This is a genomic window from Lapillicoccus jejuensis (assembly GCF_006715055.1).
GTDB lineage: Bacteria > Actinomycetota > Actinomycetes > Actinomycetales > Dermatophilaceae > Lapillicoccus > Lapillicoccus jejuensis.
Map to the genome: position 1 here is coordinate 3,984,261 of NZ_VFMN01000001.1, position 18,720 is coordinate 4,002,980.

19 protein-coding genes are annotated in these 18,720 nt (G+C 75.0%); 6 read left to right on the forward strand and 13 right to left on the reverse strand.

All coding sequences use genetic code 11. From position 1 onward, the window contains the following. Positions 1-86 precede the first annotated feature (86 nt). Complete coding sequence (locus FB458_RS18440) at positions 87-1,418, reverse strand: class I SAM-dependent RNA methyltransferase (RefSeq protein ID WP_141849789.1); 1,332 nt, start codon at positions 1,416-1,418, stop codon at positions 87-89. A gap of 7 nt (positions 1,419-1,425) precedes the next feature. Next, the gene (locus tag FB458_RS18445) at positions 1,426-3,381 is read right to left on the reverse strand and encodes an APC family permease (protein ID WP_141850698.1); all 1,956 of its coding nucleotides are present in this window, start codon (positions 3,379-3,381) and stop codon (positions 1,426-1,428) included. A 131-nt stretch (positions 3,382-3,512) separates the two neighbouring features. On the opposite strand from FB458_RS18445, the gene FB458_RS18450 reads away from it, so the two are divergent. Both FB458_RS18450 and FB458_RS18455 read left to right on the forward strand, forming a co-directional pair. Then, the gene (locus FB458_RS18450; RefSeq protein WP_141849790.1) at positions 3,513-4,175 is read left to right on the forward strand and encodes a potassium channel family protein; all 663 of its coding nucleotides are present in this window, start codon (positions 3,513-3,515) and stop codon (positions 4,173-4,175) included. 38 nt (positions 4,176-4,213) lie between these two features. Beyond that, positions 4,214-4,900 (forward strand): potassium channel family protein, encoded by a 687-nt coding sequence (locus FB458_RS18455; protein WP_141849791.1) that lies wholly within the window; start codon positions 4,214-4,216, stop codon positions 4,898-4,900. An 18-nt stretch (positions 4,901-4,918) separates the two neighbouring features. Here FB458_RS18455 and FB458_RS18460 read toward each other — a convergent pair whose 3' ends face one another. Genes FB458_RS18460 through FB458_RS18480 form a run of 5 tightly spaced genes read right to left on the reverse strand, consistent with a single transcriptional unit; the run spans position 4,919 to position 7,964 of the window. After that, on the reverse strand, positions 4,919-5,719 hold the full coding sequence (locus FB458_RS18460; RefSeq protein WP_246061364.1) for a DUF3159 domain-containing protein: 801 nt from the start codon (positions 5,717-5,719) through the stop codon (positions 4,919-4,921). Beyond that, a complete protein-coding gene (locus FB458_RS18465) occupies positions 5,712-6,200 on the reverse strand; it encodes an OB-fold nucleic acid binding domain-containing protein (RefSeq protein ID WP_342778071.1) in 489 nt (162 codons plus the stop codon). Before FB458_RS18465 ends, FB458_RS18460 begins: the two co-directional genes overlap by 8 nt. A gap of 27 nt (positions 6,201-6,227) precedes the next feature. Continuing rightward, positions 6,228-7,109, reverse strand: a complete 882-nt coding sequence (locus tag FB458_RS18470) for a DUF3710 domain-containing protein (RefSeq protein ID WP_170185741.1) — start codon at positions 7,107-7,109, stop codon at positions 6,228-6,230. A 53-nt stretch (positions 7,110-7,162) separates the two neighbouring features. Then, complete coding sequence (gene dut, locus FB458_RS18475; RefSeq protein ID WP_141849793.1) at positions 7,163-7,663, reverse strand: dUTP diphosphatase; 501 nt, start codon at positions 7,661-7,663, stop codon at positions 7,163-7,165. 1 nt (position 7,664) lies between these two features. Then, positions 7,665-7,964 carry a DUF4193 domain-containing protein gene (locus tag FB458_RS18480; RefSeq protein WP_141849794.1) on the reverse strand — a complete coding sequence of 100 codons (300 nt, stop codon included), beginning with the start codon at positions 7,962-7,964 and terminating at the stop codon, positions 7,665-7,667. A gap of 461 nt (positions 7,965-8,425) precedes the next feature. Here FB458_RS18480 and FB458_RS18485 point away from each other — a divergent pair, with 461 nt between their 5' ends. Beyond that, a complete protein-coding gene (locus FB458_RS18485; RefSeq protein WP_141849795.1) occupies positions 8,426-8,620 on the forward strand; it encodes a hypothetical protein in 195 nt (64 codons plus the stop codon). Between the two features lie 20 nt (positions 8,621-8,640). On the opposite strand, the gene FB458_RS18490 is transcribed toward FB458_RS18485, so the two are convergent. Together FB458_RS18490 and FB458_RS18495 are read right to left on the reverse strand one after the other, a co-directional pair. Then, positions 8,641-9,483, reverse strand: coding sequence for an inositol monophosphatase family protein (locus FB458_RS18490; protein ID WP_141849796.1), 843 nt, complete (start codon positions 9,481-9,483; stop codon positions 8,641-8,643). Further along, positions 9,483-10,619: a ferrochelatase gene (locus FB458_RS18495; protein ID WP_141849797.1), complete on the reverse strand. Its 1,137-nt coding sequence runs from the start codon at positions 10,617-10,619 to the stop codon at positions 9,483-9,485. Before FB458_RS18495 ends, FB458_RS18490 begins: the two co-directional genes overlap by 1 nt. Positions 10,620-10,745: 126 nt before the next feature. On the opposite strand from FB458_RS18495, the gene sepH reads away from it, so the two are divergent. After that, entirely contained in the window at positions 10,746-12,005 is a 1,260-nt protein-coding gene (gene sepH, locus FB458_RS18500) for a septation protein SepH (protein ID WP_170185742.1), read from the forward strand. A 60-nt stretch (positions 12,006-12,065) separates the two neighbouring features. Here the strand turns inward: sepH and FB458_RS18505 are convergent, their stop codons facing one another. Genes FB458_RS18505 through FB458_RS18515 form a run of 3 tightly spaced genes read right to left on the reverse strand, consistent with a single transcriptional unit; the run spans position 12,066 to position 14,599 of the window. Continuing rightward, positions 12,066-12,758 carry a thymidine kinase gene (locus FB458_RS18505; protein ID WP_141849799.1) on the reverse strand — a complete coding sequence of 231 codons (693 nt, stop codon included), beginning with the start codon at positions 12,756-12,758 and terminating at the stop codon, positions 12,066-12,068. A gap of 9 nt (positions 12,759-12,767) precedes the next feature. Then, positions 12,768-13,964 (reverse strand): alkaline phosphatase family protein, encoded by a 1,197-nt coding sequence (locus FB458_RS18510; RefSeq protein ID WP_141849800.1) that lies wholly within the window; start codon positions 13,962-13,964, stop codon positions 12,768-12,770. Between the two features lie 17 nt (positions 13,965-13,981). Beyond that, entirely contained in the window at positions 13,982-14,599 is a 618-nt protein-coding gene (locus FB458_RS18515) for a DUF5998 family protein (protein WP_141849801.1), read from the reverse strand. An 86-nt stretch (positions 14,600-14,685) separates the two neighbouring features. Here FB458_RS18515 and FB458_RS18520 point away from each other — a divergent pair, with 86 nt between their 5' ends. Both FB458_RS18520 and FB458_RS18525 read left to right on the forward strand, forming a co-directional pair. Continuing rightward, complete coding sequence (locus FB458_RS18520) at positions 14,686-15,549, forward strand: glycosyltransferase family 2 protein (RefSeq protein WP_170185743.1); 864 nt, start codon at positions 14,686-14,688, stop codon at positions 15,547-15,549. Next, complete coding sequence (locus FB458_RS18525) at positions 15,546-15,959, forward strand: DUF2304 domain-containing protein (protein ID WP_141849802.1); 414 nt, start codon at positions 15,546-15,548, stop codon at positions 15,957-15,959. Before FB458_RS18520 ends, FB458_RS18525 begins: the two co-directional genes overlap by 4 nt. Before the next feature lie 4 nt (positions 15,960-15,963). On the opposite strand, the gene FB458_RS18530 is transcribed toward FB458_RS18525, so the two are convergent. Continuing rightward, complete coding sequence (locus tag FB458_RS18530) at positions 15,964-18,663, reverse strand: bifunctional acetate--CoA ligase family protein/GNAT family N-acetyltransferase (RefSeq protein WP_141849803.1); 2,700 nt, start codon at positions 18,661-18,663, stop codon at positions 15,964-15,966. Positions 18,664-18,720 lie beyond the last annotated feature (57 nt).

Sequence of the window (18,720 nt, forward strand, 5' to 3'; positions counted from 1 at the left end):
TGAACCACATCCCGACGTCGTGGCACAGCCCAGCCTCTCACCGGATGCGGCGTGTCGGGGGCGACGGCGAGGTCGGTGCCGGGCGCTCAGCCCGCGGCGGGCTCGAACGTCGCCAGGCACTCGACGTGGTGCGTCATGGGGAACGCGTCGACCGCCCGGAGGTGGCTCAGCCGCCACCCGCGCTCCAGGAGGTACGACGTGTCGCGGGCCAGGGCCGCGGGGTCGCAGGCGACGTAGACGACCCGGCGGGCCCCGAGCCGGACGAGGGCGTCGACGACGTCGCGGCCGGCGCCGGTGCGGGGCGGGTCGAGGACGACGACGTCGGCGACGACGCCCTGGTCGACCATCGCCGAGAGCTCGCGGGCGACGTCGCCACCGCGGACCTCGACCTGAGGCCGGTCCTCGAGGTTCGCGGTCGCGTCCTCGACGGCCACCGCGTCCCCCTCGACCGCAAGGACCGCGCCGGTCACGCCGACCGCGTCGGCGAGCGCGGCGGCGAAGAGCCCGACCCCGGCGTAGAGGTCGAGCGCGCGCTCCCCCGGCTGCGGGTCCAGCTCGGACAGGACGTGGGCGAGGAACGTCGGGGCCGCCGCGGGGTGGACCTGCCAGAACCCGCGCGCGGAGACGAGGAACGACTCCTCCCACTCCCCCTCGGGTCCGTCGACCGCGACGTGCTGGACGACGCTCGGCACCGGCCCGTCGACGGGCAGCGGCACCTCGACGGCGGCCTCGGGCTCGTCGGCGGCGACGACGTCGACGCCGGTGCAGCCCGTCCAGACCGTCGACAGCGCCCCGGTGGCGACGACGCGCTCGTCGGCGATGAGGCAGTCGTCGAGCGGGACGACGTCGTGCGAGCGGTGCGCCCGCAGCCCGGCGCGGCCGGCCGCGTCGACGGCGAGCTCGACCCGGGTGCGCCAGCGCAGCCCGCGCTCGTGCTCCGGCGTGCCGGGCAGCGCCTCGACGACGACGTCGACCTCGAGCCCGGCGAGCCGCTGGAGCTGCTCGCGGACGACGGCGGCCTTGAGCTCGCGCTGGTGCGGCAGGGCCACGTGCTGCAGGTCGCAACCGCCGCAGCCCGGGGTGGTGGCGGCCGGGCCGGCGTACGGGCAGGGCGGGGTGACCCGGTGCGGCGAGGCCCGGAGCACCTCGACGGCGTCGCCGCGCAGGAACGAGTCCTTGGCCCGGCCCTCGGTGACGAGCACCCGGACCAGCTCCCCTGGCAGGGCGTGCCGGACGAAGACGACGCGCCCCTCGTGCCGGGCGACGCAGTGCCCGCCGTGCGCGATCGGGCCGACCTCGACCTCGACGGTGCGCCCGACGAGCGGGTCGGGCGGGGCGGCCGGGCGGGGGGCGCCGCGGCGGTCGCGGGGCGCCGTACGGCGACCGGAGGGGCGTGGTCGGCGCGGTCCGGGGGTCATGCGGACCTCATGCGGGGCCGCGCCGGATCGAGCCGACGACGGGTCCGTCGAAGAAGTCCTCCTGACCCTCGGACGAGCGCAGTTGCCAGGGCACGCTGGCGACCATGACGCCCGGGGTGAAGAGCAGCCGCGCCTTGAGCCGCAGGGCGCTCTGGTTGTGCAGCACCTGCTCGTACCAGCGGCCGAGGACGTACTCCGGGATGTAGACGACGACGACGTCGCGGGGGCTGCCGCTGCGGATCGACTTGACGTAGTCGACGACCGGGCGGGAGATCTCGCGGTACGGCGACGCGAGGACCTTGAGCGGGACGGGGATGTCGCGCCGGGCCCACTCGGCCCGCAGCGCCTGCGTGTCGTCCTCGTCGACCTCGACGGTGACCGCCTCGAGGAACGTCGGGCGGGTCGCGCGGGCGTAGGCGAGCGCGCGCATGGCCGGCTTGTGGACCTTGGACAGCAGGACGATCGCGTGCACCCGGCTGGGCAGCAGCTGCGGCTCCTCCGGGTCGAGCTCGAGCTCCTCGGCGACGTGGTCGTAGTGCCGCTTGATGGCGAGCATGAGGAAGAACAGGACGATCATCGCGAGGATCGCGTAGCGCGCGCCCTCCATGAACTTCGTGATGAGGACGACGACGAGGACCGTGCCCGACATGAACGCGCCGACCGCGTTGATGGCCCGCGAGCGGACCATGCGCGAGCGCTCCTTGGGGTCGCGCTCGGTGCGCAGGTGCCGGTTCCAGTGCCGGATCATCCCGCTCTGGCTGAGGGTGAAGGAGACGAACACCCCGACGATGTAGAGCTGGATGAGGGCGGTGACCGTGGCGGAGTAGGCGATGATCAGCGCGACCGCGCCGGCCGCGAGGATGAGGATGCCGTTGGAGAACGCGAGCCGGTCGCCGCGGGTGTGCAGCTGGCGCGGCAGGTAGCCGTCCTTGGCGAGGATCGAGCCGAGCACCGGGAAGCCGTTGAAGGCGGTGTTGGCGGCGAGCACGAGGATGAGCCCGGTGACGATGGAGACGTAGACGACGCCGGGCTGGAAGCCGTCGAAGACGGCCTTGCTCAGCTGCCCCAGCACGGGGTCCTGCACGTACGACGCCCCGACCGGCTGCCCGTTGAGCGACAGCTGCTCGGCGGGGTTGTCGGCCACCTTGATGCCGGTCAGGCGCCCCAGCACGATGATCGAGACGAGCATCGTGATCGACAGCAGGCCGAGCATGAGCAGCGTCGTGGCGGCGTTGCGGCTCTTCGGCTTCTGGAAGGCGGGCACGCCGTTGGAGATGGCCTCGACGCCGGTGAGCGCCGCGCAGCCGGAGGAGAAGGCGCGCAGCAGCAGGAAGGCGACGGCCAGGCCGGCCATCTGGTCGTGGCCCGGCTCCGGCGACAGCGTGTAGCGCGCGCTCTCGGCCTGCCCGAGGTGGCCGGTGAGGTACTGCGCGAAGCCGACCAGGCCCATCCCGATGATGCCGACCATGAAGGCGTAGACCGGGACGGCGAAGGTCTTGCCCGACTCGCGCACGCCGCGCAGGTTGAGCGCGGTGAGGATGACGACGATGCCGACCGCGGCCTCGACCTCGTGCCCGCGCAGGACCGGCAGCGCGGTCGCGGCGTTCTGGATGCCGGAGGAGACCGAGACGGCGACGGTGAGGACGTAGTCGACGAGCAGGGCGCTGGCGACGGTCAGCCCGGCGCGCGGGCCGAGGTTGACGGTCGCGACCTCGTAGTCGCCGCCGCCGGAGGGGTAGGCGTGCACGTTCTGCCGGTAGGAGGCGACGACGACGAGCATGACGACGACGACCGCGAGGGCGATCTGCCACGAGTGGGTCGTGACGAAGGCGCCGCCCGCCATGCCGAGCATGAGCATGATCTCGTCGGGGGCGTAGGCCACCGAGGAGAGCGCGTCGCTGGCGAAGATGGGCAGCGCGAGCCGCTTCGGCAGGAGGGTCTCCCCCAGCCGGTCGCTGCGCATGGCGCGACCGAGCAGCAGGCGCTTGAGGACGCGTCCGGAGGAGGCCACGGGCACACTGTATGCGGGTGGGCGGGGCGTCGTACGCCGCACCACCGCAGGTGGCAGGCCCTGCTCGTGTAGCGTCTCGCAGCGTGCACTTCGTCATCATGGGCTGCGGCCGCGTGGGGTCGACCCTCGCGAAGAGCCTGAGCAAGCGCGGGCACGACGTCGCCGTCATCGACTCCGAGCCGTCGGCCTTCCGCCGCCTCGGCAGCAGCTTCGACGGGATGACCGTCACCGGCCTCGGCTTCGACCGCGACACCCTGCGCGCGGCCCGGATCGACGAGGCCTACGCGTTCGCCGCCGTCTCCAGCGGTGACAACTCGAACATCCTCGCCGCCCGCGTGGCCCGCGAGACCTTCGGCGTCGAGCACGTGGTCGCCCGCATCTACGACCCGGGCCGGGCCGAGGTCTACCAGCGGCTCGGCATCCCCACGGTCGCGACGGTCCGCTGGACCTCCGACCAGATGCTGCAGCGGCTGCTGCCGCAGGGCGCCGTACCGGCGATGACCGACCCGAGCGGTCGCGTCGTCGTCGCCGAGGTGCCGCTCGCCCGCACCTGGGTGGGCCGGCGGATCAGCGAGGTCGAGTCGCTCACCGGCTCGCGGGTCGCCTTCGTCACCCGGCTCGGCGAGGGCATGGTGCCCGGGGCCGACACCGTCTTCCAGGACGGCGACCTCGTCCACGTCGTCGCCGCCCTCGCCGACCTCGGGCGCATCGAGAAGACCTTCGACCAGCCGCCGCCGGCGCACTGACCGGCCCGCCACCGAGACCGACAGGGAACCGACAGGACATGCGCGTCGTCATCGCCGGAGCCGGCAGCGTCGGGCGCTCGATCGCCCGCGAGCTGCTGCACAACGGCCACCAGGTGCTGCTCATCGACCGCGACGCGGACGACGTGCAGGCCTCCCGGGTGCCCGACGCGGCCTGGCTGCTCGCCGACGCGTGCGAGATCAGCGTCCTCGAGGAGGCCAAGGTCCAGGAGTGCGACGTCGTCGTCGCCGCGACCGGCGACGACAAGGCCAATCTCGTCGTCTCGCTGCTGAGCAAGACCGAGTTCGGCGTGCCGCGCACCGTGGCCCGGGTCAACAACCCCAAGAACGAGTGGATGTTCGACGAGTCGTGGGGCGTCGACGTCGCCGTGTCGACGCCGCGGCTGATGACCGCGCTCGTCGAGGAGGCGGTCAGCGTCGGCGACCTCGTGCGGATCTTCCAGTTCCAGCAGGCGCGGGCGTCGATGGTCGAGCTGACCATCCCTGTCGGCAGCCCCTACATCGCCCGCCCGCTCGGCGAGGTGACGTGGCCGGCCGACACCGTCCTCGTGGGGATCATCCGCGACGACCGCCCGATCGCGCCGAGCCGCGACGACACCGTCGAGGCGCACGACGAGCTCCTCTTCATCACGACGCCGGACTCCGAGGACGAGCTCGAGCAGATGCTCAGCCCCTCCAACCGGCTCCCCCGCGGCGCCGACGACTGACCCGCCGTACGACGCTCGCTACGCCTCGGCGGGGCGGGGCTCGTCGAGCGGGGTGCGGCCCCGCAGGACGACGAGGCCCATGACGAGCACGGCGACGAGGTACGCCGGCGTGCCCAGGACGATCTTGGCGACGCCCAGGGCGCCGACCTCGCCGGCGAGGTAGAGCGGCACCATGACCGCGAGGCGGACGACGTCGAGGCCGACGATGACCCAGCCGAGCCGGGCGGCGACGGTGACGATGCCGGTGTGGCGGCGCCAGCCGGTGAAGATCTCCTTGAGGGCCGCCTCGTCCGCGGCCGCGCGGGCCTGCGCCTCCTCGTCCTGCGGGGCGTCCTTGCGCGACGCGTCCTTGAGCCGCTGCGACGTCGCGGCCAGCTCGGGGTCGCCGGCGGCGATGAGGAAGCCGAACACCGGCCACCGCGCGAGGTTCGCGACGAGGAAGGCGAGCCCCGTGGCCGCCGTACCGATCATCCCCGGCAGGAAGGCGTCCTGCGCGCGGCCCGAGCGCAGCGCGAAGAACGCGGCCACGGCGAGCACCAGGGCGGAGTAGCCGATGTAGCGCACCGTCTCGCGCCGGACGAGCCGCACGACGGCGAGGACGACGAGCGCCGCGCCGGAGGCGACGAGGGAGGCGACCGACGAACGGGTCACGCTCCACACGACGACGAAGAGGAAGGTCGGCAGCGCCGACTCGAGCGCCCCGCGCCAGCCCCCGAGCGCGCCGAGGATCCGCTCGCGCAGCAGCTCCTCGACGGTCGTGTGCTCGCGCCTCGCGGCCGCCTCGGGGACGGCGCCGCGCACCGCGTCGGCCTCAGGCACCCTTGGGCACGATCTCGTAGAAGGGGTTGAACATCGTCGCGACGCCGCGGTAGTACGACACCCGGCCGGTGGCGCGCAGCATGACGCCGGGCTCGATGCCCGCGATCTCGCGGCGGCCGAGCCACACCAGGTGCAGCGGGCGGCTGCCGTCGTAGATCTCGACGACGAGGGCGGGGACGTCGGCGCGCGGGCGCAGGGTCACCGAGCGGATGGTCCCGCAGACGTGCGCACGCTCGCGGTTGGGCAGGTCGCAGATCGGCGTGGCCCCGACCCGCTCCGCCTCGTCCTGCAGCTCGTCGGCCTCGAGCTCGTCGTCGGCCCGGGTGAGCCGGTCGGCGAGCCGGCCGAAGAAGCCGCGCCGCGGCTCCTGCACGTCGCGCTGGCCGCGGTGCAGCATCGAGGCGGTCGGGCTGGCCGACTCGACCGCGTGGGGGCGCGCCTCACTCGGGGCGGGCGGGGTGGTGGGGACGACGTCGGGCACGCTTCCTCCTGGTGGGATGACGGGTCCTCAGCGGACCTCGGTGATCTCCGGTCCGCGCTCGAACGGCTTGAGGTCGTCGGGTCGGCGGGTCGACGGCTCGACCTCGTCCTGGAGCTCCTCGGCGCCCTCGTCCTCGGGGGTCGCCTGCTGGGGCAGGGTCAGCGGGAGGACCTCGCGGGGCGGCATGGCCTCGTCGCCGCGGACGACGACGCAGCTGCGGACCACGGCGACGAGGGGCGCGGCGGCCCGCTCGTCGACGGCGGCCGGCCCGCTGAAGACGGCGCGCAGGAACCACCGCGGCCCGTCGACCCCGGCGAAGCGGACCTGCGCGAAGACGGTGCGGCCGTCGGCGCCGCGCTGCGGCATCCGGCAGACCAGCTCGCGGCCGAGCTCACCCGCGACGACGTCCGCGGTGCCGCCGGCCGAGATGACGTTGTCGGCGATCTCGGCCCGGATCTCGGGCCAGACCGGCAGCGTCCGGGGGGCGGCGAAGACCTGCACCTGGACGCTGCTGTCGCCGAGCAGGCAGTGCACGGAGAGCACCGTCTGCTGGGACTCGTCGAGCTCCAGCCGCAGCTGCATGCCGTCGACCGGGACGAAGCGCAGCGCGCCGAGGTCCAGCCGGTCGACCGGTCCGTCGGCGTCCTCGTCCGCGCGCTCGACCTCGGAGACGTCGTACGGGCCGCGGGCGCGCGAGAAGGACGGCTCGTCCGCGGTCGCGTCGTGCTCCGCGGCCGGGTCGTCGAGCGCCTCCTGCTCGTGGGCCTCGAGGTCGTCGGTCCCGAGGTCGTCGGTCCCGAGGTCGTCGGTCCCGAGGTCGTCGGTCCCGAGGTCGTCGGTCTCGAGGGGGTCGACGTCCTGGGCCTGCGGCTCGGAGGCCTCCTGCTGGCGGCGGCGGAAGATGGCCACGGTGTGATCGGTCCTCGGGGTGTGTGGGTGGGCGGGGAGCGGGGCTACCGGCGTCAGCGCGGGCCGGCGTCGCCGAAGCCCCCGCTGGCTCCGTGCCCAGTCTCCCCCCTGGGGCTGTCGGGGAGCGAATCGCGCTCCTCGAACTCGACCCGGGCGACGGGTTGGACGACGAGCTGGGCGATCCGGTCGCCCCGGCGGACGGTGAACGGCTCGCGCGGGTCGAGGTTGACCAGGTCGACGAACAGCTCGCCGCGGTAGCCGGAGTCGACCGTCCCGGGGGCGTTGACGATGGTGACGCCGTGCCGGTGGGCGAGCCCGCTGCGGGGATGGGTGAAGGCGGCCCAGCCGTCGGGCAGCGCGATGGCCACCCCGGTCGGGACCAGGGCCCGCTCGCCGGGCGCGAGGACGACGTCCTCGCGGGCGTGCAGGTCGGCGCCGGCGTCGCCCGGGTGGGCGTACGACGGCACCGGGAGCCCGGGGTCGAGCCGGTGGAGCGCCACCCGGACGCGCAGGGGGCCGCCCTCCTCGGAGGCCGACCCCGGGCCGGTGCTCATGTCAGGCGGCGCAGTCGCGGCACACCATGCCGGTGGCCGACTCCTTCGCCAGCTGGCTGCGGTGGTGGACGAGGAAGCACTGCGAGCAGGTGAACTCGTCGGCCTGCCGGGGGATGACGGTGACCGACAGCTCCTCACCGGAGAGGTCGGCGCCGGGGAGCTCGAAGCCCTCGGCCTGCTCGGTCTCGTCGACGTCGACCGTCGAGGCCGACTTGTCGACGCGGCGGGACTTCAGCTCCTCGAGGGAGTCCTCGTTGAGGTCGTCGTCGGTCTTGCGCGGGGCGTCGTAGTCAGTCGCCATGGGTGGTTCGCTCCTCGGGAACGGTGGTGCGGAGGGTGGCTCGGAGGTCGGTGGGGGGTCGGACCGGGGCTCCGGCCGGCGCGTCCGGCCGGTAGGAGCCCGGGACGAATCGTGTCGTCCGGGGGTCTTCCGTCGGTCGGTGCGCCGTGGTAACGCAGGAGGTCGGTGGTTTGTGCCCAGCGGCGGCGATGGGCACACCTGCGCGCGAAGTGTGCCCTAGTTCGGCTCCCGCGTCACCTTCCGGGTCGAGCGGCGGCCGCCCCGGTGTGACCCGTCGCACACTCCGGGGCCGACGAGGCGCCGTCCGCCGCACGGACCTTCCCGGGCGTTGGGCTTCCGTTGACCGAGTGTTTACCCGCACCGGCGGGCGCAGGGCCCCGTGGGGGCCGTGCGACGCCTACAGTCGTCGCGGCGGCCCACCCCGCCGACACCGAGGACGACGCGACCCGGAGGTGCCCCCCATGACCGAGTTCCACGCCGGCCTGCACGAGCGGGCCCGAGAGGCCCTCACCGCCCTCACCGAGGCCGAGACCAGCGGCGACGACTTCTCCGTCGACATCCACACCGAGGAGCTGGGCTCGCTCCTGCGCCTCGCCGACGAGCACGGGGTGCGGTTGCCCGAGCTCGACGGCTGGCGCCGCGACCACGCGGCCTGACCGATCGCCGTACGGCGTCCTCAGTCGTCCAGGAGGGCGGCGAGCCCGGCGTGCACGGTGGCGTTGCCCGCCACGGTGAGGGCGGCCTGCGGTCCGCCGCCGCGGGGGCCGGTGACGACCCCGCCGGCCTCGGTGACGACGAGCCAGCCGCCGGCGAGGTCCCACGGGTTGAGGCCGACCTCGAAGTACCCGTCGAGACGTCCCTGCGCGATGGCGCACAGGTCGAGCGCGGCGCTGCCGATGCGACGGATGTCGCGGATCTCCGGCAGCACCCGCATCAGCAGCTCGCCCTGCTCGCGGCGGCGCTGCGCGGTGTAGCCGAAGCCGGTGCCGACGAGCGCGCGGTCCAGTCCGTCGGCCCGGCCGACCCGCAGCGTCGTGCTGCCGGCGGGCCCGGTGGTGCGCGCTCCCCCGCCGAGGTGGGCGTGGTGGACGGTGCCGTGGGCGGCGTCGGCGACCGCGGCGGCGAGGACGCCCCACGCGCCGGGGGTCCGCGGGTCGCCGTACGCGACGGCGACCGAGACCGCGTAGGCGGGGATCTCGTAGAGGTAGTTGACCGTCCCGTCGATGGGGTCGACGACCCAGGTGAGCCCGGACGTGCCGGGCTGGTCGTCCCCCTCCTCGCCGAGCACGGCGTCGTCGGGACGCGCCTCGTGCAGCCGCCGGCGGATGAGCTCCTCGGCGCGGGTGTCCATGACGGTGACGACGTCGGTCGGCGACGACTTGGTGGCCGAGGCGCCCAGGCCGTCGGGCCGCTCGTCGACGACGAGCCGGGCGGCCTCGGTGGCGATCTCGACGGCGAGCGCCTCGAGCGCGGCGAGGTCGAGACCCTCGGGGAGGCCCTCGGGCCGGGCGCCGGGCATCAGTCGCTCCCGCACAGCGCGGGTCGGGCCTGACGCAGGTTGGGGCAGCAGCCGGGGGCGCACACGGAGGGGCGCACCCACTCCCCCGTCGGCACCGGGCCGCCGCGGGCCTCCTCGGCGCGCTCGAGGAGCAGGTCGGCGAGGCCCGCCACCCACGCCGGGTCGACACCCACCGTCGGCACCCGGGTGAGGGTGAGGCCGAGCCGGTCGGCGGTCTCCTGCGCCTCGGTGTCGAGGTCGTAGACGACCTCCATGTGGTCCGAGACGAAGCCGACCGGGGCGACGACGACGGTCGTGACGCCGGCCGCGGCGAGCTCCTCGAGCCGGTCGTTGACGTCCGGCTCGAGCCAGGGCTGCGACGGCGGGCCGGAGCGGGAGCAGTAGACGACCTCGGGGGGCAGGTCGCGACCGGTCTCCTCGGCGACGCGGGCGACGACCCGGCGGGCCAGCTCGTGGTGCTGCGCGGAGTACAGGTTGCCCTCGCCGTCGCCCGGGCCGGACGTGTCGTCCATCGCCTCGGGGATCGAGTGCGTGCAGAACAGGAGCGCGAGCTGCCCGTCGGGGACGTCGGCGTGCCCGCGGACGGCGTCGAGCACGAGGGCGGCGTTCGGGTCGACGAAGGCCGGGCGCAGAGCGTACTGCGCGACCTTGTCGACCTCGAGGACGTGGCCGAGCTCGCGGACCTCGGCGACGGCATCCGCGAGGTTCTCGCGGTACTGCCGGCACGAGGAGTAGCAGGAGTAGGCGCTCGTCGTCACCGTGAGGAGGCGGTGCCGCCCCGCCTCGACGGCCTCGCGCAGGGTGTCGGCGAGGAACGGCTCGGAGTTGCGGTTGCCCCACAGCACGGGCACGTCGAGGCCGCGGCCGGCCAGCTCCTTCTCGAGGGCGGCGAGCAGCGCGCGGTTCTGGTCGTTGATCGGGCTGCGACCACCGAAGTGGTGGTAGTGCTCGGCGACCGACTCGAGCCGCTCGTCGGGGATCCCCCGACCCGCGGTCACGCGGCGCAGGAACGGCATGACCTCGTCGGGCGCCTCGGGGCCGCCGAAGGAGAGCAGCAGCACGGCGTCGTACGGCGCGAGCGCGTCGCTCGGCTCGCTGGTCACCTCGGTGGGGTCGGGGGTCGCGGCGGCGGTCATGGGAAAACGCTACCTCCCGGGCGTCCGCGCGGCGTGGGCGCTTCCTCCTGCGCCGCGCGGATGGCAGGCTCGTCCGGGAGGCGCCGGCGACGGCGTCGCACACGAGGCGGCCGCGAGGAGCGACACATGCAGGACCTTCGGCTCGTGGGGGTCCACGACGACGGCACCCACCTGCTGCTGGAGGGGAGCGACGGCGAGCGCTACCGCACCCCCTTGGACGACGCGCTGCGCGCGGCCGTGCGGCAGGACCGCTCCCGGCTCGGGCAGCTGCAGATCGAGCTGGACGGCGGCCCCCGGCCGCGCGACGTCCAGGCGATGGTCCGCGCCGGCGCGTCGGCGCACGACGTCGCCAGCCGCTCCGGGTGGCCGGTGGAGAAGGTGCGCCGGTACGAGGGCCCGATCCTCGCCGAGCGCGCGCACGTCGCCGAGCTCGCCCGCAAGGTCCGGCTGCGCAGCACCCGCGGCTCGGGGTCGGGGCAGTCGCTCGCCGCGCGGGTCGGGGACCGGATGCGCGTGCGCGACGTCGACCCGACGACGAGCGACTGGGACTCGTGGCGCGACCCCGAGGCCGCGCACTGGACGGTCGTCGTGCGCTTCACGGCGGGCGGTCGTGAGCGCCAGGCGCTGTGGTCGTTCGACCTCGCGACGCAGACGGTGTCCGCGCTCGACGACGAGGCTCGTTGGCTCAGCGAGGACGAGCCGGCCGCGACCGCCGACGGGCCGCTGCCCGCCCCCGCCCGGGTCACCACGGCGGTGTACGACGTCGAGGCCGAGGGCGGCGTCACGGCGGCCCGCACCCGCGGCGAGGGGCCGCTCGACCTCATGACCGCCATGCGCGAGCGGACCGCGGGTCGCGGTCGGCGCAAGCGTGGCCGGACCCCCACCGACGTCCCCGTGGAGGGGCCGCCCGCTGACGCGCTGCCGCTGGCCGGGCTCGGCTACGACCCCGACGTGCACGGCCTGCCCCCGGCCGCCCGCAGCCTGCCCGAGGAGCGCTCCCGTCGCGCCCGACCCGAGCCGGTCGCCGAGCCGGCCGTCGAGCCCGTCGCCGAATCGGTCGTCGAGCCGACGCAACCTGAGCCCGAGGCCGTCGTGGAGCCCCAGACGGTCGTCGAACCGGAGCCGGTCGTCGAACCCGAAGCCGTCGTCGAACCCGAAGCCGTCGTCGAACCGGAGACGGTCGACGAGCCGGAGACGGTCGACGAGCCGGAGACGACGGCCGCACCCGAGCCCGAGACGGCCGAGGCCGCGGACGAGCCGGAGCCGGAGCCCGAGCCGGTCGCCGAGACCCCCGTGCCCGAGCCGCCCAAGCCCGAGAAGCCGGCCCGCAAGGGCCGCCCGTCGGTCCCGTCCTGGGACGACATCATGTTCGGCGGCCGCCGCTGACCGAACCGTCTCGTCCGCATCGCTCAGGCACCGGTGCCTCGTCGGTGCGGACGCTGGGGGTCAGGCGGGCGGGACCGCGCAGACGTCGAGGTCGAACGGGAGCACCTCGGGGCTGATCGCGGCGGCGCGGGCGGCGTGCGCGGTCATTCGCCGCATGTAGTGCCGCCGGCACAGCACCTCGTACTCGACGCTCGCGCCGAGCGCGGCGGGCAGGGCCGGCAGCGGGTGGGTGTCGCCGACGACGACCTGCTCGCCCTGGACGACCATGGCGCCGCCGACGACGCGCGCGTTGTGGGTGGCGCGCTGGCCGCACCAGCACAGCGCCTCGACCTGGAGCACCTGGACCCGGTCGGCGAGCTCGATGAGCCGCTTGCTCCCGGGGAACAGCTCGGCGCGGAAGTCGGTCGTGATGCCGAAGGCGTAGACGTCGACGGACATCTCGTCGACGAGCCGGGCCAGCTGCTCGACCTGCGCGGGCGTGTAGAACTGCGCCTCGTCGCAGATGAGGTAGTCGACGCGACCCCCGGCGCTGGCCCGACCGACCACGGCCTCCCAGAAGTCGACCCGGTCGTCGACCTCGCGGGCGGGGGTCGACAGCCCGAGCCGCGAGGACAGGACCGACTGCCCGGCCCGGTCCAGCCGGGTGAAGATCAGCCCGGCCCGGCCGCGCGCCGCGTGGTTGTGGTCCATCTGCAGGGCGAGGGTCGACTTGCCGCAGTCCATCGTCCCGGAGAAGAAGACGAGCTCGGCCACGCAGGGACCCTACGCGGTGCGCGGCGGGATCCGCACCAGGGGGATCGACCGCTCGTCGGCGGTCACCGACCCGTGCAGACCGAGCAGCGCGAGCACCTCGGGGCGGGTGCGGCGCGAGTGGACGACGGCGAAGCTCTCGCGCATGAGGACGACGACGTCGCCGACGCGGGGCAGCACGTCCTCGCGCACCGGCCCGAACCAGCCGGCGGCCACCGCCTCCTCGCGCGAGAGCACCCAGGCCCGCGGCGCGAGGCGCTCGCGCCAGGTGGCGAGGACGTCGCCGGCGGCGCCGGGCTCGGCGTACAGCTGCGGGCTGCGCGGCTCGCCGCCGAGGTGACGCACCCCGCGCGACAGCTCCTCGTCGTGGGCGAGGTCGAGCCGCAGCGCGTGCGGTGCGTCGACCATGCCGTGGTCGGCGGTGACATAGACGGCGGTGTCGGACGGGACCCGACGGGCCAGCTCGGCCAGCGCGCCGTCGACCGCCTCGAGCTCGTCGCCCCACTCCCACGAGCCGCAGCCGTGGACGTGGCCGACCTTGTCCAGGTCGCCCCAGTAGAGGTAGACCAGCGACCGCGACGAGGCGCGGACCGCGGTGAGCGCGGCCTCGACCCGCTCGGGCAGGTGCCGGGCGGCGACGAAGCGCCCGCCCCGCAGGGCGGCCTCGGTCAGACCCGAGCCGTCGAAGTACGCCGGCCCGATCCGGGTCACGCGCACGTCGTCGGCCTCGAGCCGCTGGAAGACGGTGGGCGCCGGCTGCCAGGTGCGCGGGTCCGGCCCGCCCTCCCAGGACAGCTCGTTGACGGTGCGGTCCTCACCGGGGACGAGGACCTCGTAGCCGACCAGGCCGTGCGCGCCGGGCGGCAGCCCCGTGCCGAAGCTGCCCATCGACGTCGCCGTCGTCGAGGGGTAGCCGGAGTCGAGGCGGACGGCGCCGGGCAGGTGCGAGCGCAGGAACGGCGCGTGACCGCCGCGGCGACGCAGCAGCTCCAGGCCCAGCCCGTCGACGAGGACGACGACGGCCCGGCGGGCGGGGACGAGCCCGAACGGGTCCGCGTCGCCGTACGACGTCGCGCCGAGGCTCGCCGCGACGGCCGGCAGCACGGACGCGAGGGTGCCGCCGGCGTAGTCCGGCGGGGGCGGGAGCGAGGACGCGGCGGTGGAGGGGTCGTCCGGGTCGCCGGCCGCCACGGGTTCGAGCGGCCTCATGGGTGCGGGCGGCTCGCTCAGCGGGCGGCGGGCACCGGGCCGCCGATCGAGGAGGAGAGGACGCGGGCGAAGTCGAGCGCCTCGGCGAGCGCGGCGTCGCCCTCGGCGGCCGCGCTGATCCGCAGCGAGATGTCGTCGGAGGCGACGGTGCCCTCGAAGCCGTGGTCGGCGTCGCACTCGGGGTCGCCGCAGGTCGCCGGGACCAGGTCGAGGCGGCTGACCGCGCCCCAGCCGATGGTGAGGGTCAGCTCGCGGCCGAGGCGGCCGGCCTCGTACTCGTCGGGCGAGGCGACGACGTGGGTGAGCATGACGCCCCGGACGGCGTGCAGCGGCACGGTCTCGCTCGTCGCGGTGACGACGGCGCGGCCGGGCTCGTGCTCGTCGTGGTCGTCGGCGTGGGTGATGACGAGCGTCGAGCGGGTGACGACGAGGACGGTGAGGTGCCGGCGCACGGTCTCCTGGTCGAACGTGGTCTCCTGGTAGACCAGGTGGGCGACGACGTGCTCCGAGCCGAGCGCCGCCGCGACGACGTCGCCGACGAGGATCGGGTAGTAGCCGGCCTGGTCGATCGCCGTGGCGAGCCCCTCCGGGAGGGGGTGCTCGCGGGCGGCAGGAGGGGTGGGAGTCCGCGACATGCGGAGATTGTGGCACTGGTGCCGCATCGCCGCCGCACAGGCGCTGCGCGGGTCCCGCCCAGGGGTCGGCGGGCTACCCTCGGCGCGTGCCCCCTCGAGCGCCCGTGCGCCTGCTCGTCGTCGTTCCCGCGTGGAACGAGGAGGCCACGCTGCCCGGGGTGCTGGCCGAGCTGCGGGCCGCCCTCCCGCAGGCCGACGTCCTCGTCGTCGACGACGGCTCGACGGACGCGACGGCCGCGGTCGCCCGCTCCGCCGGGGTGCAGGTGGCGGTGCTCCCGGTCAACCTCGGGGTCGGCGCGGCGCTGCGGACGGGGTTCCGCCACGCCCGGCGGGCGTCGTACGACGTCCTCGTGCAGGTCGACGCCGACGGCCAGCACGACCCGGCCCAGGTGCCGGTGCTGCTCACCGGGCTGACCGACGGCGCCGACCTCGTCGTCGGCGCGCGCGGCCGCGGCGACGACGCGAAGCCCGGTCACGGCCCCCGCCGGTGGGCGATGGCCGTGCTGTCCCTCGTCCTGTCCCGGGTGGCCGGCACCCGGCTGACCGACACGACGTCCGGGTTCCGGGCCTTCAACGCGCGGGCCATCGAGCTGTTCGCGCAGTCGTTCCCGGCGGAGTACCTCGGCGACACCGTCGAGGCGCTCGTCGTCGCGGCCCGCGGAGGGCTCGTCGTGCGGGAGGTGCCGGTGACGATGCGCGCCCGGCTCGGCGGCGAGGCGTCGACCGGACCGTGGCGCTCGACCGTGTTCCTCACCCGGGCGCTCACGGCGCTGGGCTTCGCCCTGACCCGGCCCCGCACCCGGCCCAGCTCCCCCCCGCCGGACCTGCTCGACATCGTGCCCGCGGCGCCGCAGCCGCTCGAGACCGAGCCCCTCACAGCCGAGCCCCTCACGCCCGAGCCCCTCACGCCCGAGCCCCTCACGCCCGAGCCCCGGAAGGCGACGCGATGAGCCTGCACCACGTCAGCGGCTACCCCTTCGCCCTCGGGGTCTGCGTCGTCCTGCTCCTCGCGCTCGGGTGGCTGCTGCGCAGCCAGCGGCTGCGTGAGAAGTACGCCGTCGTGTGGGTGGTCCTCGTCCTCGGTCTCGTCGTGCTCGGGTTCGTCCCGCAGATCACGCTGTGGTTCGGGCACGTCACCGGGGTGACGACGCCGGTCAACCTCGTCTTCATCCTCGCGCTGCTGGCGCTGCTCGGCGTGTGCATCCAGCTGAGCCTGGCCGTGTCGCGCCTCGAGGAGACCGTGCGCACCGTCGCCGAGGAGGTCGCCCTGCTCCGGCTCGAGGTCGAGCAGCGCGACGCGATCCGGGAGGCCGAGCGGGACGCGCGCGACCGCGACCCGGGCCCGTCCGCGCTGCGCTGACCGGTCAGGTCATCGCCCGCCGCTCGCCGTCCTTGCGGGTCGCGGCCGGCCGCACGGTGATCTCGGCGTCGAGCACGTCGACGCCGCCGGACCAGGCGTTGACCGGGTTGAGGTGCACCCGCGCGAGCTCGGGGTGGCGGTCGGCGAGGCAGGAGAGCCGGGCGACGAGGTCGGCGAGGGCGCCGCGGTTCACCGGTGCGGCGCCGCGGTGGCCCTCGAGCAGCGGCGCCGCGCGCACGCCGCTCAGCAGGTCGGACACGTCGACGTCGGTGAGCGGCGGGATCCGGTGGGCGATGTCGCCGAGCAGCTCGGTGGGCGGCCCGGCGAGCGAGAAGGACACGACCGGCCCGAAGAGCGGGTCCTCCTGCGAGGTGAGCACGCAGATGACCCCGGGCAGCGCCATCTGCTGGACGACGATCCCCTCGGTGCCGAGGGTGCCGAGGGTGCCGAGACGCAGCCTCAGCGACTCGACGGCGCCGCGCACGGCCTCCGGCCCGTCGAGGTCGATCCGCACGCCCGTCGTCCCCGTCTGGTGGCGCAGCACGGGCGACAGCGTCTTGACCACGACCGGGTAGCCGAGCGCGTCGGCGGCGGCGACGGCCTCGTCGGCGGTGGCGGCGTGCCGCGCCGGCCACAGCCGCACGCCGTACGCCGCGAGGAGCTCGGTCGCCTCCTCGCGGGTGAGGTCGCGCCCGTCCGGCGCCTGCGCGAGGACGCGCTCGACGACGGCCTCGACGTCCTCGTCGTGCAGCCCGGGCGGGTGCACGAGCCGCCCCCGGTCGCGGCCGCGCCACTGCGCGTGGTTGGTCGCGGCGGCCAGCGCCCGCACGGCGTCCTCGGGCATCCCGTAGACCGGGACGGCACGCCGTACGGCGTCCTCCCCTGCCGCCTTCGCGGCCGCGGCGGCGGCGTACGACGACACGGCACCGGTCCCGACCCCCCGCAGCCCGAGGAACGTGGCGACGCAGGGCTTCTCGGAGCCGGCCGACGCCTGGTGGACGGCGTCGACGACGGTCGAGTCGACCGTGGCGAGGGGCGGGATGAAGCCGGTGACGACCGAGTCGACCGCGGGGTCGTCGAAGGCGGCGCGCAGCGCGGCGGTGTACGCCTCGGGGGCGGCCTCGGCGGGCAGCGAGACGGGACCGTGGGTGACCTCGAGCCCCCAGCTGAGCGCGGCCTGCGCCGACAGCGCGCCGAGCGCGTCGGAGTTGCCGACCACGGCGACCCGGCGACCGGCGGGCAGCGGCTGGTGCAGCAGCAGCTGGGCGACGTCGAAGAGCTGGTGGACGTTCTCGGTGCGGATGACGCCGGCCTGGCGCAGCATCGCGTCGAACGCCTCCGGCGGCACCTGGGTGGGCCGGGTGCGGTGGCCGGGCGGGGCGCCGTACGCCGAGACGCCGGAGGAGACGACGACGACCGGCTTGGCGCGCGAGAGCTGCCGGGCGATGCGGGAGAACTTGCGCGGGTTGCCCATCGACTCGAGGTAGAGACCGACGACGTCGGTGTCGTCGTCGTCGATCCAGTACTGCATGAGGTCGTTGCCCGAGACGTCGACGCGGTTGCCGGCCGAGGCGAAGGTCGAGACGCCGAGGCCGCGGCGCGAGGCGGACGCGAGGACGGCGATGCCGAGCGCGCCGCTCTGCGCGAACAGGCCGAGACGGCCGCGGCGCGGCACCTGGTTGGCCAGCGTCGCGTTGAGCAGCACGTCGGGGTGGGTGTTGATGAGGCCGAAGCTGTTGGGCCCGACGACCCGCATGCCGCTGGCCCGGGCGCGGCGGCGCAGCGCCTCCTGCCGCTCGACGCCCTCCGGCCCCGCCTCGGCGAACCCGGCCGACGCGACGAGCAGCGCGCGGACCCCCTTGCGGGCGCAGTCGTCGACGACGTCGAGGACCTTCTCGGCGGGGACGACGACGACGGCGAGGTCGACCTCGTGCGGCACCGCCTCCAGGGTCGGGTAGGCGGTGACGCCGAGGATCTCGTCGGCCTCGGGGTGCACGGCGACGAGCGTGCCGGTGTACTCGCTGACGAGGATGTTGCGCAGGAAACGATGCCCGATGGCGTCGGGGCGGCGGCTCGCCCCGACCACGGCGACCGAGCGCGGCGACAGCACCTGCCGCACGCTCATCGACTCCGCGCGGTGCTCGCGAGCCAGTCGCACGAGCACCGACCGCTCGGTCGGCGCGATGTCGAAGGACAGCGCGATGACGCCGTCCTCGTAGCGGTGCGTGACGTCGTACCCGGCCTCGCGGAAGACGTTGATCATCTTGCGGTTCTGCGGGAGGACCTCCGCGGTGAAGCGGTCGACGCCGACCTCCTGGCCGATCATGGCCAGGTGCTCGAGCAGGACCGAGCCGATGCCGCGGCCCTGGAAGTGGTCGCTGATGTTGAAGGCGACCTCCGCCTGGTGCTCGTCGATCCGGTCGAAGCGGCCCACCCCGACGATGTCGTCGCGGACCGTGGCGATGAGGGCGACCCGGTCGCGGTGGTCGACGTGGGTGAAGCGGTGCACGTCGCGGTCGCTCAGCTCGCGCAGCGGCGCGAAGAAGCGCAGGTAGATCGACTCGGGCGACTGGCGGCGGTGGAACTCGCGCAGCGCCTCGGCGTCGTCGGGGGTGATCGGGCGCACGTGCGCGACGGACCCGTCGCGCAGCACGACGTCGGCCTCCCAGCCGACGGGGTACGTCGTGCCGGGCTCGGTGGGCATGCCGTCATCGTCCCACGGCCCGGCGGCGGCGTACCGGCGCCGGGCCCGGCGTGCCAG